Annotated in this window: 14 protein-coding genes and 1 tRNA gene; 6 read left to right on the top strand and 9 right to left on the bottom strand. The window is 40.1% G+C overall.

What is annotated here, in order from left to right; genetic code table 11:
* The 3 genes from K339_RS0116540 (at position 1) to K339_RS0116530 (ending at position 1,960) form a co-directional block, all read left to right on the top strand.
* Positions 1-75: transfer RNA gene (locus K339_RS0116540), tRNA-Val, on the top strand.
* Between the two features lie 265 nt (positions 76-340).
* Positions 341-1,507: a sialidase family protein gene (locus K339_RS33925; RefSeq protein WP_051398057.1), complete on the top strand. Its 1,167-nt coding sequence runs from the start codon at positions 341-343 to the stop codon at positions 1,505-1,507.
* A gap of 132 nt (positions 1,508-1,639) precedes the next feature.
* Positions 1,640-1,960, top strand: coding sequence for a T9SS type A sorting domain-containing protein (locus tag K339_RS0116530; RefSeq protein WP_028524588.1), 321 nt, complete (start codon positions 1,640-1,642; stop codon positions 1,958-1,960).
* A gap of 63 nt (positions 1,961-2,023) precedes the next feature.
* Here the strand turns inward: K339_RS0116530 and K339_RS0116525 are convergent, their stop codons facing one another.
* The 8 genes from K339_RS0116525 to K339_RS36045 form a co-directional block, all read right to left on the bottom strand.
* Positions 2,024-2,737, bottom strand: coding sequence for a LolA family protein (locus K339_RS0116525; protein ID WP_028524587.1), 714 nt, complete (start codon positions 2,735-2,737; stop codon positions 2,024-2,026).
* A gap of 15 nt (positions 2,738-2,752) precedes the next feature.
* Positions 2,753-3,541 (bottom strand): tryptophan synthase subunit alpha, encoded by a 789-nt coding sequence (trpA, locus tag K339_RS0116520; RefSeq protein WP_037300818.1) that lies wholly within the window; start codon positions 3,539-3,541, stop codon positions 2,753-2,755.
* A gap of 85 nt (positions 3,542-3,626) precedes the next feature.
* On the bottom strand, positions 3,627-4,352 hold the full coding sequence (locus K339_RS0116515) for a LytR/AlgR family response regulator transcription factor (RefSeq protein WP_028524585.1): 726 nt from the start codon (positions 4,350-4,352) through the stop codon (positions 3,627-3,629).
* A gap of 24 nt (positions 4,353-4,376) precedes the next feature.
* A complete protein-coding gene (locus tag K339_RS33920) occupies positions 4,377-5,438 on the bottom strand; it encodes a sensor histidine kinase (protein ID WP_037300923.1) in 1,062 nt (353 codons plus the stop codon).
* 90 nt (positions 5,439-5,528) lie between these two features.
* Positions 5,529-6,359, bottom strand: a complete 831-nt coding sequence (locus K339_RS0116505) for a TlpA family protein disulfide reductase (protein WP_157607625.1) — start codon at positions 6,357-6,359, stop codon at positions 5,529-5,531.
* 180 nt (positions 6,360-6,539) lie between these two features.
* Positions 6,540-7,325: a helix-turn-helix domain-containing protein gene (locus tag K339_RS0116500; RefSeq protein ID WP_051398056.1), complete on the bottom strand. Its 786-nt coding sequence runs from the start codon at positions 7,323-7,325 to the stop codon at positions 6,540-6,542.
* A complete protein-coding gene (locus K339_RS0116495) occupies positions 7,322-8,359 on the bottom strand; it encodes an SDR family oxidoreductase (protein WP_028524582.1) in 1,038 nt (345 codons plus the stop codon). Before K339_RS0116495 ends, K339_RS0116500 begins: the two co-directional genes overlap by 4 nt.
* A 311-nt stretch (positions 8,360-8,670) precedes the next feature.
* A complete protein-coding gene (locus K339_RS36045) occupies positions 8,671-10,194 on the bottom strand; it encodes an RNA polymerase sigma factor (protein WP_051398055.1) in 1,524 nt (507 codons plus the stop codon).
* A 179-nt stretch (positions 10,195-10,373) separates the two neighbouring features.
* Here K339_RS36045 and K339_RS0116480 point away from each other — a divergent pair, with 179 nt between their 5' ends.
* From K339_RS0116480 to K339_RS0116470, 3 genes are all read left to right on the top strand, one after another.
* Positions 10,374-12,809 carry a TonB-dependent receptor domain-containing protein gene (locus K339_RS0116480; RefSeq protein WP_028524581.1) on the top strand — a complete coding sequence of 812 codons (2,436 nt, stop codon included), beginning with the start codon at positions 10,374-10,376 and terminating at the stop codon, positions 12,807-12,809.
* A gap of 220 nt (positions 12,810-13,029) precedes the next feature.
* The gene (locus K339_RS0116475; RefSeq protein WP_028524580.1) at positions 13,030-14,091 is read left to right on the top strand and encodes a helix-turn-helix domain-containing protein; all 1,062 of its coding nucleotides are present in this window, start codon (positions 13,030-13,032) and stop codon (positions 14,089-14,091) included.
* A 110-nt stretch (positions 14,092-14,201) separates the two neighbouring features.
* On the top strand, positions 14,202-15,710 hold the full coding sequence (locus tag K339_RS0116470) for a PQQ-dependent sugar dehydrogenase (RefSeq protein ID WP_028524579.1): 1,509 nt from the start codon (positions 14,202-14,204) through the stop codon (positions 15,708-15,710).
* 20 nt (positions 15,711-15,730) lie between these two features.
* On the opposite strand, the gene K339_RS0116465 is transcribed toward K339_RS0116470, so the two are convergent.
* The gene (locus K339_RS0116465) at positions 15,731-16,579 is read right to left on the bottom strand and encodes a helix-turn-helix domain-containing protein (RefSeq protein ID WP_028524578.1); all 849 of its coding nucleotides are present in this window, start codon (positions 16,577-16,579) and stop codon (positions 15,731-15,733) included.
* Positions 16,580-16,604: the final 25 nt, after the last annotated feature.

Genomic DNA, 16,604 nt, shown 5'->3' with positions numbered 1-16,604 from the left:
GGGAGTTTAGCTCAGCTGGTTCAGAGCATCTGCCTTACAAGCAGAGGGTCGGGGGTTCGAATCCCTCAACTCCCACGAAAAATAAACGGAGGCTCATCTGCCTTACAAGCAGAGAGTCGGGGACGTTCGACCGCGGCGGCGGCCCGCTCCCTCAACTCCCACATTAACAAAAAGCCTCAGACATCTGAGGCTTTTTGCGTTTATTACTACTTACGCTTACCTGAAACGATTTCTTAATGGAGCTTGTTTTATTCTCTTTTGAGGAAAATAATTCTACGAATTCATTATAAATACTTCTTGTGCTTCGTTTCAGGTAATTTAAAGGCTTATCGCTAATGCTATGTACTATTTGCTAATTTTTACGATTATTGGTTGGGGAAAATACTTTACCTCTTCTCCGCTAACAGAGCCTCAGGATGTCACAGTTTTTCAAAATGGCTTGGAGGGATATAAATGTTACCGAATTCCTGCCATCGTCAAAGCACCTAATGGCCACTTGTTGGCTTTCGCCGAAGCGCGCCGCAACAATTGTGGCGATTTTGGCGATGTGGAAATTGTGATGAAAAGTAGTTCTGACCAAGGAAAATCGTGGTCTGCGCTGCAAGTGGTGGCTGATAATGGCGCAGACCAAGCGGGAAACCAAGCGCCCGTTTTTGACCTTACCGATAAGCGATACCCCAAGGGACGACTTTTCTTGTTTTACAACACAGGCATCGCGCACGAACAAGAAGTACGCGAAGGAAAAGCCATGAGGGAGGTCTGGTTCAAAACAAGTACTGATAATGGACGTACGTGGACTGAGGCGGTCAACATCACGACGCAAGTATCAAAACCTAACCATCCAGCCACCAATCCTGCGTATGTTTTTAAGGAAGATTGGCGCTCGTATGCCAATACTCCTGGGCATGGTTTGCAAATTCGGAAAGGGACGTATAAAGGTCGAATTTATATCGCAGCCAATCATTCGGAAGGCCCTCCGCAGCCTAAGTCGAAAGATTATATTGCGCATGGATTTTACACCGATGACCACGGGCAATCGTTTAAGTTGTCTCCTAATGTAGCCTATGCGGGTAGTAATGAGGCGATTGCGGCAGAAACATCGGACGGTAGTTTGCTTTTTAATTGCCGTAATCAGTCGGGAGATGCCAAGTATCGTATTCAGGCTTTTACCAAAAATGCGGGAGAAACGTGGTCGGAAGTGAAAGTGATGACCGACTTACCTGATCCAGTTTGCCAGGGAAGTATGATTGATTTTGAGCCTAAAAAAGGGAAAAAAGTGTTGATTTTTTCCAACTTGAACAGTCAAACAAAACGCGAAAAATTGACCATTCGGGTGAGTGAAGACGATGGAAAAAGCTGGTCGGCTGGTAAGGAAATTTATGCAGGTGCAGCGGCTTATTCCGACTTGGTGGTACAAAAAGACCAGCAAATTGGGGTTTTGTACGAAAAAGATGATTATACCAAAATAGTCTATGCTGTTTTTGGATACAACTGGTTGGTTAAATAAAGAACCATAAAAAAAACGTAAAGGCTGTTAAAAATAGGGTATTTTAAGGTATGTTTTAGGCAACGACACCTGCCTTCTGACAATCTATGTGTATATTCGTACGTTTGATACGAAAAAGCCAATTGCCCTACTATGAAAACCCGATTATCCATGCTCTTCGTTATTTGGAGCTCGTTGGTGCAGTTGGGAGCGATGCAGGAGCCGCAGTGGAAAGTTTACCCAAATCCCGCCACGGAGTACGTAACGGTTGAATTCAAACTGCAACTACCTTCGCGAGTGATTGTTAAAATTCTTGACCCAAACGGGCAGCTTATACGGTTATTGACCAATGATTTATACCCCACAGGTACGCATTATATAAAGACGACGCTGTATTCAATTCCAACGGGTTATTACCTTATTCATTGCGAACAAGGCGATGAGACTTGGACAAAGAAATTTGTTGTCAAATAAAACTTCGTAAACAAAAATAGCCCTTCTGAAAAGGGCTATTTTTGTTTATCCACTTAATAGAAACTATTTCTTCGGCATCGCAAATATACTTTCGTCGATGGTTGGATTAAGTTCTAATTTGGTAATAGTCGTTACGATTGCACCCGCTTGAGGGTTTGAAATCTCGGTTGTATGGGGAAACGAAACTCCATCGACCACTTTATAATTAGACATTTTTGTATCAACCTCTACTGACTGACCACTTACCGTAACCTTGATGGATGTTTTGGCCGTAAGATACGTTTTTGTGTCAATGTAGTGAGTCATAATGGTGCCGTCTTTGGAAGTAAGTTTTACTTTAAATGTTTCATTTCCGTCCAAGGTTTCTTTGCCCATTAATTCGGCAGCAGCACCCGACTCTTTGATATTGGCCATACCCGACAAGTCCAATTGTGATGCCGTTGCTTTGACTTGTTCGTCTGGAAGCGCCACGGGGTCAGAACCCTGCATTGGATTAATGGTCCAGCCTTTATCACCGTCGATGGCAACAACGATGCTTTGACCCATCACTTCAATGTCGTTGCGCATTCCGCGCTTATGAACAATGACCGACTTGGAGGCCAAATCCATCCCCATGACCGACGTCGTGCTTTCCATTCGCATCGATTTGAGGGCGTTGAGTTTGGCCGAGCCACCACGGGCATCAATGGCTTTAGAAATAATTTCATCGGCTGTTTGTCCGAAACTAGCAGCTGCACTAGCAAAAACGATGGTTAAGGAAAAAAGTAGCTTTTTCATGATTTTATTGGGAAGTTAAACAAGTGCAGAAGCGCCCTTAACGCCCCGTACGTACGAAGTGATGTCTTTTTCAAGTTCGGTACTTTCTTGCAAGACCCGAATGAAAGCACTACCGATGATGGCGCCACTTGCGTGCTCACAAGCTTTGTTGAAGGTTTCGTTGTCTTTGATACCAAAGCCAATTAAGCGTGGGTTTTTGAGGTTCATGGCATTGACCCGCGCAAAATAAGCTTCCATGTCGTGGCTGACGCCTGACTGAGAACCTGTCACGCTGGCCGACGATACCATATAAATAAACCCTTCACTTGATTCGTCGATTTGGCGAATGCGTTTTTCGGTTGTTTGAGGCGTAATTAAGAAAATATTGAGTATGCCGTACTTGTCAAACGTAGGTTTATAATACGCTAAGTACTCATCTACGGGCATATCAGGTAAAATAAGCCCATCTACGCCAACTTCTGCACATTGCTGGCAAAAATTCTCAATGCCAAATTGGAGAACGGGGTTGATGTATCCCATCAGCAACACGGGCAGCGTTATTTCTGAACGCATTCCATGAAGTTGCTCGAATAGTTTCTTGACACTCATTCCGTTTTCAAGCGATTGTTCGTTGCTTTTTTGGATGGTTTCACCGTCAGCCACGGGGTCAGAATAGGGCATACCAATTTCAACCAAATCCGCTCCTGCTTCTTCGAGGGCTTTTAGCACACGGCGGGTGTCGTTTAATTGCGGAAAACCTGCCGTAAAATATACGTTTAGATTGTGGGTGGGGTTCTTCTGGAAAAGTTGAACAATTCGATTCATGCTGGGTTTATTTTTTTGGTAAATGTAGGATTTTCCACTACGACAACCAAAATTTGGAGTACGCCTATTTGAACGGCAAAGCGTACTACTTGGCCAGCAACCTGTTTTTGACAACCACTTCCAATACCCGCTCGCGGAGGTTGCGGCTGATGGGAATGAGCTGATTCTGAATAGAAAGCTCAGTAGGCTCGATGCGCTCGATTTTGGTAATAGCCACCAAATACGATTTATGAACCCGTAAAAATTGGCTCGGGTCGAGGTACTCTTCCACGGTTTTTAGGGGAAGTAACGTCATAAATTTTCCCCGTAGGGTGTGAATAATCACGTAGTTTTGAAGGGCTTGAACAAACAGAATTTCGTCCACCAAAATTTTCTCGTACTTGCTTTCACATTTGATAAACAGATAATCGGGTTCGCTGTTTGGAGGCGAATTTTGAAGCGCTTGATTCTTTAAAAAGTACAAATCTTTGGCTTTGTTGGTGGCTTTGAAAAAACGATTGAACGTGATGGGTTTCAACAAATAATCGACCACATCAAACTGAAATCCTTCTAAGGCGTAGTTGGGATAGGCCGTTGTCAAAATGACCATCGGAAGGTTCTGCCTGATTTTTAGAAAATCCAGCCCCGTCATGTGGGGCATTTGAATGTCTAAAAATAAGAGGTCAGTGGCTTGGTTGTCAAGTAATTTGTTGAGTTCGAGTGGGTTTTCTGCCACACCGACAAGGCTCAGATAATCGACCACCTCGACGTACTTCATAAGCCCTTCGCTGGCTAAAGGTTCGTCGTCCACTATAACGCATCGTAATTTCATAGCTGCCTTCTCCAAGGGGAGTTTTTATAGATGGATGGTTAATTTAACTTTAAAAAAATTCACTCCTCGTTCTATGTCTAAGGTATGTCGATTTGGGTATATCAAATTGAGTCTTCGTTCGACATTTTTTAACCCAATTCCCGAACTTTCGTTTGTTGCTTCTACGTCATGACTGTTTTCGAGGTGCAAATGAAGTATCTTTTCGGTGTCAACTTTCAAATCCAATTTTATAAAATTTTGTTGGGTTTTTCCCTTTGATACGTGTTTAAAGGCATTTTCAACAAAAGGCAACAAAATAAACGGCGCAATCTGATGACCCCGAGCCGACTCATGGTTCAATTCAAACGCCAATTCGGTTTGATTTTCGTTCAAACGTAAAGTTTCTAGTTCGATAAAGTTTTCCAAAAATTGGAGGTCTTTGCTCAACAAAATCTTCTCGTCATTGCATTCATATAGTTGATAACGAAGCATTTCTGAAAATGAAGCCAACGACTCCGACGCCAAATCGGGGTTTTTGTGAATCAAGACAAAAATGGAATTAATGGTATTGAATAAAAAATGAGGATTTATCTGTGATTTCAGGTATTTGAGTTCGGTTTCAAGATTGTCTTTTTCCAAAGTAAGGCGTTTTCGCTCGGCATTGAGCCAGTTTTTACCAAGTTTTATACTCATTGCCAAGGTCATAGAACCTACGGTAGAAGGAAGCGCAGCGGTCGAATAGATGATAAACCACTGGTCGGGGCGTTTGTTGAATAATTCAAAAAAAGTCAATTTTGAATAATAGGCATTCAAAAAATAGCCACAAGTGATAAAACCTGTACATACCAAAACCGTCAGGATAACCAACGTAATATACGTTTTGTAGTTTCCAACGTACAAAAACTTGGGTATAAGAAAATATAGGTTAAAATACGCTCCCGCTGCCTGAAAAATAATGTAACCGATGAACTTGATGGGTGCTTCGCCCCTGAACAGATAACCAATTACTCCTTCCAAACTCCCCACGTTGAATATCATCCAAAGAAGGTGATAACCTATCCAAAATGGAATGTGGTGAAGTTTGTATCTGAAAAACCAATGTTGCATTGTCGCCTATTTTAGACTGAAAAATAACGGTTTATGGCGTACCAATGCCCCAAAGATTGATATAGTGTCGAAAATAATTGACGAAATGTTTTAATCCATAACCAAATATTTGTCCAATTGACGATACAAACTGTCGGTATCACTTGGCCTTTTGGCGTTTGCTTCTACTAATTCCCCTTTTTTATTGATGATTAAATAGCGCGGCATCAGTATCGTACTATCTTTGGTAGATTGCCGATAAAGTTTGGCATATTGATCTTCACTAATAAAAATATGATTTCCCTCTACGTTGTATTTTTTGATTTGCTCACGCCAGAGGTATTCATTTCCTTGTGCTATATAAAGGTACTTAATGTCGTTTCTTGTTCGATATTTTTCCTTGAGAGGCTTGGTGAAATTCCTAAATTCTTGTAGGCAAGGCCCGCAAGTCGTACCCCAAAAATCCACATACACGACACTCCCTTTAAAATGTTTGTTATAAATCTCCTCAAACGAAGTAGCATTTGGATTGATGGAGATAAGTCTCACATTTTCATTGGAATTGTGTGTATTTAATACAAAGATTTTTATTGATAAAAAACAAGCCATCAATCCAATCGTATAAAGCGAAGGTTGCCAGACTTTGGGTTTTGCTTGTTTTTGATAACGCCAGAAAAAATAACTACTACCGCTCAAAAAAAGCAGAACCGCAAAGCTTTTGAGGTACATAAGGAACATCAAGGTTTGGTTTCGCTCAAAAACTCGGTCTAAGATGTTGGCTTTTTGGTCTTTGGTGAAAGTATATATGTTTTGTACAACAATGATTAGTTCTTCTCTTACTTCTTTTTTCCAATCAAGGTAGTGGTGTACAATGTCGATTATGAAGCAGGGAATGAGAGCGGTCATAATGACAGCTAGCCAGAAATAGGGGGATTTTATCATGAGCGTGTTAAGGTTTTGAAACGCAAGTTTAGCGCAAACACCTCTCGTGAAGTAAAAATTGGTTTGAAATACCCCGAAAATGGGATGAAACAAGGGGTGAAGGAATGACACTCCTAAACTCAGTGTTGATAAGTTTGAAATGCGTTTAACCTACTGATAGAATAGAATGAGTGAGATGAGTTAGGTGTTTTTTTCAATCAATGCTGTTGGGTTTAGACCAAATCGTTTTTTAAAAGTGGTTGAAAAATGAGCTAAAGTTTCAAAGCCCAGTTCCAAATAAATTTCGGAAGGCTTACGATTTTTCTTTTGTAGCAAAAAGAATGCTTCTTCCAACCTCCTTTGCACTAACCAACGACTTGGTGTTTCGTTGAAAATAGCCTTAAAATCCCTCTTAAAGGCCGATAAACTTCTTCCCGTCATGTAAGAAAAGCGTTGGAGACTCACATTAAACGTGAAGTTTCGGTTCATGAAGGCTTCCAAATTGATTTTTTCAGGGATTCCAAAATCAAAAAGAACATGGGCAATTTCAGGCTGATTCCGAAGCAGAATGAGTAAAAGCTCTTCGTGTTTGAGCTCCTCAAAAGCCTCGTCGAGTTCCATAACATCTTTATAATAAGGCTTTAACGAACGTATGAATTCAGCTATCAGTGCCGTTGGAGTAAGGTTGATAAAAACATTTTTGGCGTGAGATGTAGCAATGATACGTGGGTATTTGCGCAAAAAATCTTTCAAAAATGCTTCTTCAAAACAAATAATGATGGGCTCAAATTCGTCGATTGAATCAAGCACACTAAACTTTGCCAATCGATTTTTAAGCGCAATACCACATTGGCCTTCGCGGAAGGTGTAGTTTTGGTCGCCATCAAAAAAACGAATCCCTCCTTTTTGGATGTAAAAAAATACATGGTCAGGGATAAATTGTTCTCGTAATATCGCCGACTTTTTATCTTTGGTTATTGCTCTCATGGGAGTTTACTGTATTGAACCATACTTTCTACGGCAGCCAAAATAGTCTGTTCTTGGGTTGCAATGGGTGTCCAGCCCAATAAAGTTTTGGCTTTTTGATTGCTAATATTACGATTCACGTTTCGTAGCATTACCCCTTCTTTTGCTTTGGCATTGAATAAAGATGCAAAAGAAAGAACCCAATCTGGAAGTTTTTTGGAAGAAACTTTTTGAGAAACTTCAGGAAGGTGTGTTTTTAACAATGTAGCAATCTCTTGGATGGAAATTTGGCCGTCGGCAGAAGCAATAAAGCGATGACCTTTTGCCATGGGGTGAGTCATGGCTCGAATGTGTAAATCTGCAACGTCGCGAACATCGACTACGTTGAGGGGAATGTTAGGGATGACTTTCATCGAGCCGTTCAAAAGGTTTTCGAGCAAATGGAAACTTCCCGAAAAATGAGCATCAAGCGATGGCCCTAAAATCGCTACGGGATTGATGGTCACAAACTCTAAACTTTCGCCCTCCCTCGCAATAAAATCCCATGCGGCTCTTTCGGCCAGTGTTTTTGATTTTTCATAAACCGACAAGCCTTTGAGGCGAATATCTGTCCAGTCTTCTTCATTGGTTTGGGTCGTGGTATCAGTATGGCTAAATCCAACTGCACCGAAATTTGACGTCATCACAACTCGTTTTACGTCTGCTTTTTTTGCGAATTTCAGTACTCGAAGAATACCTTCCACGGCGGGGCGGATTGCTTCTTGTTCATTTTGTGGAACATCAAAAAAAACGGGTGAAGCGACGCTCAAGACATACTTACAGCCGTTCATGATTTGCTCCCAATGATCATCCTTGGTCAGTTCTGCTTGGGCAAAGGAAAGGTCTTCTAAGGACTTAATTCCATTTGCTTTTAGGCTGGAGATTAAACTTTCTTTGTTGGTAAGGTTACGAATGGTGGTTTTAACCTGATACCCTTTTTGCAAAAGTTGGAGGATAAGTTGTCTTCCTACAAAGCCTGTTCCTCCTGTGACTAATACTGTTTCTTTGGTTTTCATTTTTATTCAGTTTATGTCACAAAATTCTGAATAAAAACTGCGCCTCACTTTTCTGAAAAGTCCAAATTTGCTTTCGTGAAAAGTCCACTTAGCCCATTTTACGACTCATCTCCTTATGGCTAAAAGTAACTATTAATACTCGCACCGCTTTTATATTTTTTAAATGGATAGACCATGATTTCCAAGTCGAATCCTTTATATCCCAATATGACCAAATTGTATTTATTGCCATTGTAGGTAAATCCTGTTCCAACAGAGTCAGATTCAGAAGTTTGGCTTAAAATACGTGTCAAAGTAGTGGTGGTACTTTTTCATTCTTCTATCTCTATTTCGATTGCACCATTTTTGCCCGCATCACCGTACTTTGCAAGGGCATTTTGTGTCGATAGCGACCTGAGGTTGTATTTTTTGTTGGTTAGATTTATTTTATCACCCAATTTTGCAGGCTTGCCATCTATTACCAAATAATATACTTTATCCAAAAAACTTATTCTACCATTCGTGATGGTATTATTTTTGCCAAATTTAATGATAGATTTTCCTTCAAAATAAAGCTCATTGTTTTCCTCTGACCAATAGAGCTTTTCGCCATAAAAAGTCCCTAAAACATTGGTCTTTATGGGATTATCCAATACAACTTTTTGTGGTTTATCAATAATTACTTCTGAATACCCATCCAAAATAACTTTTTGTAGCTTATCGCCATTTGCTTCTGAGGGTTTATCCAAAACAACTGTTTGTGGCTTATCTATAATTACTTTTGAAACCCCATCTCCATCCAAAACCACTTTTTGTACCTTATCAGTATTTGCTTGTGAGGGTTTATCCAAAACAACTGTTTGTGGTTTATCTACAATTGTTTCCATTTTAGCGGTGGAGTTTGTAGAAATTTTTGTCTGTGCATTGCTAATTACGGCAAAACTTGCGACTGTTGCTGCTACCAGCCCGATTGATTTTAAATTTTTCATTGAATCTGCATTTATAGTTAAAGAACCTTTTTTACTATTGATGCGATTTTCTGAAAGGGTGGCAGTGTCTTTTAAAATATTATTTTCTTTTGCTTCGATAATTGGTTTGGGTTTATCAGAATTTATCCAAAAAGTTAAGATGAGCACTCCAATACTTGAAATAGTAACCACAGCAGTCAAATAGTTATTAATCAAAGGTATTTGAGTGTTAAAAATGGGCTCAGAAATACTGTGATTTGTAAAGGAATCAAAAGAAATATCATTGGAAGAAGGAAGTTCAAAATGCTTGAATCTTTGCTTATAAAGTTTGTCAATATTCCAAAAAAGTAAAAAAAAGCTTGATTTTTTCTTCTTTTGACTCAGTAGTTCCTTTATCTTCTTACGAGCCCTCGCCAAATGAGATTTTGAAGTACCTTCGCTAATGTCAAGCTCTTTGGCAATTTGAGCATGGCTAAATCCATCAATTACATAAAGATTAAACACCATTTTATGATGCTCTGGCAATTGGTTGATTGCTGCTAAAAGTTCTGCTTCTGAGAAGTCTTGTTTTTCGTCGTTCGATAACTCTTCGTTAGTTTCCACTTCATGTTGTAGATAATCGGCTATATACTTCTGTTTTCTTTGTTCACGTAAATATTGTAGGCATTGGTTTACCATAATACGCCGCAGCCATGCTTCAAATGGTCCTTTTCCTTCAAACTCATCCACTTTTTCATACGCCAACAAAAACGCATCATGGGCCAAATCTTCGGCTATTTGCCTATCTGTCGTATAGCGATAACCTATACCAATCAATTTGTTGATGTTTTGGTGGTAGGTTTTTTCCCAAAAAGTTTTTGACGCTGCTATCGAATTTGAATGTTCCATAGACTACATGATGCAAAAAACTGAAAGCGTGGCAGGGATACAAAAAATAAATTTATTAAAAAATATTGATGCTTGATACTATACCCAATACCCACATTTCATCAATCAATCCTGACACTTCGTCAATCGTATCAAATAGAGCGAAAAAGTCTTGTTTGCTTTGAAGAAAAAACAGAAACATGAAAACGCTATTGATTATCATTCTTTTTTCAAACGTCGCTTTTGCGCAAATCACAGGCAAAATCATTACTCCAAAAGGAGAAGCTGTTCCGTTTGTCAATGTGCTGCTTTTGGCTGCTTCCGATAGCAGTTTGGTATCAGGTACCACTACTAATGAAGGAGGAAATTATCAACTTTCGTTGTCGAAAATTGGGCGTTTTTATTTGAAAATCAGTGGGGTAGGGTATCAGACGCGACTTTCTGAGGCGTTTGAAGTAAATTCTTCCAATTCTACCAATTCTACCATCACACTGGCCGATTTGACACTTTTAGAAGAAGAAAATACCCTGAACGAAGTACAGGTTTCGGCCAAGAAAGAGCTCGTTCAGACCACGCCGTTGGGCAAAATTATCAATGTTCAAAGTAGCCTTATGACCAAAGGAAGTAATGCTTTGCAGGTACTGGAGCGGCTGCCAGGGGTGATTTCGGACCGCCGAAACAACCAATTTAGCTTGAACGGACAAAGCGGCGTAACGATCATGTTCAATGGCCGAAAAGTGCAGATGCCGATGGAGGAATTGATGTCGTTGCTTGAAAATACGGTAGCCGACAATATCGAAAAGATAGAACTCATCACTTCTCCCTCTGCCCAATATGACGCTGACGGAGGAGCGGGGATTATCAATATTATCTTCAAGAATAACGAAACATTGGGGACGAAAATCAATTTTTCGGCTACGGCAGGGTATGGTTATAGAGAGAAAGTCCTTACCACAATTGGCTTTTCTCATGGATTTAAAAAGCTAAATCTTAATGCTTCCTATTCTTTCAATCATGATGTTCGGAAATCTGGATACGCGGGCGATGGTACAGCAGGGGCTTCGTTTATGTTGGGCGAAACCTACAATACTTTTTATGGGATTGCTCGCCGATACCAAAACAATCATAATCTAAATTTTGCGGTACAATATCAGCCTAACCCCAAAACTACACTTGGGGTAGATTTTGTTGGAAGTTTTGATAAATCTCATAATTTGGTGAACAACGGAGGTACTTATCAGCTAAAAAGGGGCGATTATTTTGAAATAGCAATGCTTTCAGATGGATTGACGACCAAGCAAAACAATATTTCTTCGTTTTATTTCAAACAAAATTTTTCGCCTAAAACCCATTTCAATGCCGATTTTAGTTACATTAATTATTCCAACAACAGCCCCGCAGGTATTTCTTTGGAATATTTTAATGAACAAAAGCAGCCGATAAAACCACAGTTTTCAATTTTTACGTACGGAAATAGAGGCGAAAGCGTTTCTAAAATACATGTGGGCGTTTTTAAAGCTGATTTGAATACCCAATTTAGCGAAAAAATTAATGCTGATTTTGGCATAAAAACAAGTTTTGCACAAAATGAAAACGACAGTAAGGTAGAAAGAAAAGTAAACGACACTTGGGAAATAGACCCACGCTCTCAAAGCCAACTCAAAAGTCAGGAACGGATTGCGGCGGTGTATTCTCAAGTTAAGTATATGCTTGACGCTAAAAGTAACCTTCTTTTGGGGCTGCGTTATGAATATTGGAAAAGAGATTTTAGCAATCAAGAGGAAGTATTTGAGATTTCAAAATTCTTTCCATCGGTGCTTTATACCTATGCCATTAATCAAAATTCCTCGATTAATTTCAATTACAGTCGCCGTATCAGTCGCCCTGCCTATACCGACTTGATTTCCAATTTGTTTTACACCGACCCCACTTTTATTTTTTCTGGAAATCCATTGCTAAAACCTACGCTTTCTGATATGCTCAAAGTTGAGTATTCAAAAAATGGTTTGAGTATTGGTATGTCAGCTCAATACGATTTGAATCCTATTTTGAGGTATCAGATTACCTCAAACGCCACCAAAGATGTAGGCATTTCTTCGCCACAAAACCTAGATTACATGAAAAGTCTGAATCTATTTTTGAGTTACCCTTTTCAACTTACAAAATGGTGGAAATTTACCCTCAACACCCTCACGTCTGTCCGAGATTATAAGGTTTCTTACAGTCAATTTCCTGCCGAAAAGCGATATGTGTTTCAGAATCTCAATTTTTCACAACAAATCAACTTACCTAAAAACTTTGAAATTGAGTTTTCGGGATGGTACAATATGCCCTATTTTGAAGGGCCAAATACAATCAAAGGCTTTGGTGTAGCCAATGTAGGAATTGCTAAAAAACTTAAAAATGACAAAGGAACCTTATTGCTTACTTTACCCGATGTGTTTCGTTCGTTTAGTGTCTTTTCTCACAACGGAGGCATGACGCCCATTGCGTTTGACATCAATACGGTATCAAATTGGCGCGATGAAACGGTATTTTATCGGGTTGTTAAATTGACCTACTCACGAAGTTTTGGTAAAAATACCCAAAGCATAAAATATGATTCGAAAGACGAAGAAAGGGAGCGAGTGAAGTAAAATACGTAGATTTGAATGAGTGAGTCAGTGGTTGAATGTTTGGTAAAGGAGCAGGTGTTGGAAACTAACGAAGGGAATTTGTCGTTTTGTCTAAGTTTACGACTAATCGTGCCATGTAAAGCAATTTTTTCGTCGAAAAAATTGCTAAAATTACGGGAGTATAAGTTGAGTTTATAAAGAAAGTGAAACAAGCAACTACCATAGATAAATAGCTCAAAAAATGAGCCTTGGAGATAAAGTATTGTTCTTTTTTAGTGCATTGGGGGCGTTTAATGGCCTCATTTTAAGCCTATATTTTTTTTTCTTTACGGCTAAAAAACACCTTTCTAACTATCTACTAGGGGCTTTGTTGTTGGTGTTGAGTATCCGAATCGGAAAATCAGTCGTCTATTTCTTTGATTACAGTTTGCCCAAAATATACCTGCAAATTGGGCTTACCGCTTGCTTTTTTATCGGCCCTTTCTTGTATTTTTTTGTTAAGTCCGAAATGCAACAAATTCGTAGTATGCCCAAATCGTGGGTGGGTCAGTTGGTGTTTTGGCTGTTGACCATACTGACGGTTGGCGTGCTGTATCCCTATGAAAGAGTGCCAGCGTGGTGGCGCCATTACATCATCCCCCTTATCTATTTGCAGTGGGGTGTCTATATCGCTTTTTCGGGTTGGACAATTGGGCCGCTTCTGAAAAAAATACTCCGAAAAGAAAGTCTTAAAGCTTTTGAAAAATGGGTTTTAACAATTGTGGGAGGCGTATTTTTACTGTTTACTTCGTACGTATGGGCTATTTTGAGTATCACCAAAGGCAGCTACATTTTGGGGGCGCTTTATTTTTCTATCATCATTTATTTGGTCGTGTTTATCCTGCTTTATCGCAAGAAAACCAATGATTTGTCTTCTTTTACAACCCAAAAGTACGTAGATAAAAAACTGGATGAGCAGGAAGTCGCGTTGATGATTGGCAAGCTACAACGGATGATGGAAGAGAAAAAGATTTTTAAAGACCCTAACTTAAAATTGAATGATCTTGCCAAAGAAATCGGGGTTTCAGGGCATCAACTATCGCAGCTTTTAAATGAGCATGTAGAGAAAAATTTTTCATTGTTCATCAACGAATATCGGATTGAAGAAGCCTGCAAAATCTTATCCTCGAGCCTTCATTTGACCATAGATGCCATCGGAGATGAAGTGGGGTTCAATTCTAAATCTACTTTTTTTGCCACCTTCAAAAAGATTAAAGGTTTGACACCCAGCGCGTATCAAAAGCAAACTGCTCCAGATTTATAAAACCGTACTACTAAATTTAACATCCCGAACCTCTGGCATTAAAGTTCTTATGATTTTTGAACCGCAAAACGAAGCGTTTTCGTTTTGATCAACTTCAAAAGAACTGTAAGATGAAAAAAGGATTGTTGAGTGTGTTTTTATTAACCCATTTTTTTGCAGCAATTGCCCAAAGTGCCCCCACCGAAAGGCAACTGATTGAAAACACCATTCAATTGTATTTTGACGGGTGGGCTACTGGCGATACGACAAAAGTGGGGAAAGCTATGCACGCATCGTGTCATTTGAAAAACTACCGCGAAGGCACATTTGTCGATTATTCGCGAAGTCAGTACCTAAGTTTATTTCGGCCGCATCCAAGACCCAAAAACTTGACTACACGCATCGTGACGATTGATGTTACTGACAACATGGGAAGTGCAAAAGTGGAAATCAGTACGGAGAAAGACTTGTTTACTGATTATTTCAACCTCATGAAAACCAATGACGGTTGGGTAATCGCGGACAAAGTTTCGACCCGAAAATCGCACAAAGTCGTGGACGTAAATGCCATTCAGCTTCAGAAAGAAATTATCCTCGAAGGACTAAAACGCCCTTGGAGCATGGCTTTTGTTTCTGAAGAAGAGGTGCTTATTTCAGAAAAAGAGGGTGATTTACTTCAATTAAATGTAGTAACTAAAGAAAGAAAAAAGGTTCAAGGTTTCCCCATCGACGTAGAGGACAGCCTTGGTACGTTTGGAGACAACACTGGTAAATTTGAAGTGCTGCTGGACCCAGATTTCAAGAAAAATAAATACGTCTATTTGTCGTATGCCGTCAAAGCCCCTCAAGGAAGAACCACCAAGATAGTGAGAGCAATACTTGAAAATGGGGTTTTGCAGCAAATAAAAGTCCTTTTTGTCGCTACCCCATTCACGTATGAGCGAGTACATTATGGGGGAGGGATGGCGTTTGGAAGTGACGGCAAATTGTATTTTACCATTGGCGAGCGGTTGTTTACAGAAAAAGATGAGCCTGCATTGCCCATTGCCCAAAACAAAGAAGATAAACGAGGAAAAATTTACCGCATCAATTCCGATGGGACGATTCCCAGCGATAATCCTATCTTTGGTGAAAAGGCAATTCCTGGCCTGTATGCCATGGGTATCAGAGCCGCGCAAGGAATTACCCTCAACGCTAAAACGAACCAGCTGTGGTTTAGTGAGCACGGAACGCACCAAGGCGACGAACTCAACGTGCTAAAAGCAGGCGCGAATTATGGTTGGCCTATGAAAACAACAGGTAAGTACCGTTTTGCGGAATTTGAACGGAAGCCTATTGAGGGCAACGATTACACCGAACCCGCTTGGTCGTGGGCACAAACGGTCGCTCCTACGGGCATACATTTTTATTCGGGAAGCGAATTTTCCGCTTGGAACCAACATTTGCTGGTAGGTGGATTATCAAAAGGTAGTGTATGGAGGCTTGCGGTTGAGGGAGAAATAATCAAAACTGCCGAAGAACTATTCACGAATGAGCGTTTACGGATTAGAAAAGTGACGCAAAGCCCTGCGGGGAAATTGTATTTACTTACGGATGAAGTAAACGGGAAATTAATTAGGGTAAAAAACGGAGCCCTTTAAAAAGAGTGGTGTTAGCGGCATTACTGAAAAGTTTGCCCATTTTTCCGAAAAGTTGAGGGGTTTACTCCCGTATATTGCCGAAACTGCTTGCAAAAATGACTTTCGTCGGTAAAGCCAAACTCATCGGCAATTTCGGTCAGAGTCATCTGACTATAAAGAAGCCTAGTCTCAACAAGTTTAATGCGGTGTTTGATGATGTATTGTTTCAGCGATTCGCCCGTGTGTTTTTTGAAAAAAATACTCACATAAGCGGGAGCTAAGTGAAATTGCTCCGCAATGTGGTCAATCGTAAGCTTGTTGGGCTGGTAAATGTTTTGTTTGATAAACCGCAACATGGCCTCAATCGAGTCTTGTAATTCGGGCTTGAAATGGGGTTGTGGCGAAAGATTTCGGGCAAGAATCGTCATGATACTACGCATCAAACTGTCGCGAATCAGCTCGAAATGCGCCGAAGGCGGGTTATCATATTCGCTTTCCAGCACCGAAAGTAGCTGGTGAAGTTTCTGTTTTTCGAGCTTATCGTGGACAATCGTCCCTCGGCTTTGGGACGAAGTAAACAACAACAATTCGAGGACGTGTTGCCACTGTTTATCGGCTAAACTTGAGGTTGTTTTACTGTAAGACTCATTGAAGCGAATAAAACAAAACTCCGTCGTTTCCTCAATGTCAAAATCATGAAAATCTTCTGGGCCTAGCAAATACACATCGCCTTTGGTATAGGTGTACGTATTGCCATTGATGTTGTGAATGCCCTTTCCTCGCAAAATGAAAATGATTTCATAGTAGGTATGTTTGTGAACGGGGTGTTCCCAATCACTGGCTTCAAAATGATAAATATTGAAGGGGTTGTGTAAAACGTATCTTCTCATTGGGGACAAGTGTAATTTTACCAAA

This window comes from Runella limosa DSM 17973 (assembly GCF_000482465.1).
Lineage (GTDB): Bacteria > Bacteroidota > Bacteroidia > Cytophagales > Spirosomataceae > Runella > Runella limosa.
The sequence above is the reverse complement of the archived record's forward strand: the minus strand, read 5'-3'. Positions and strand labels throughout refer to the sequence as shown.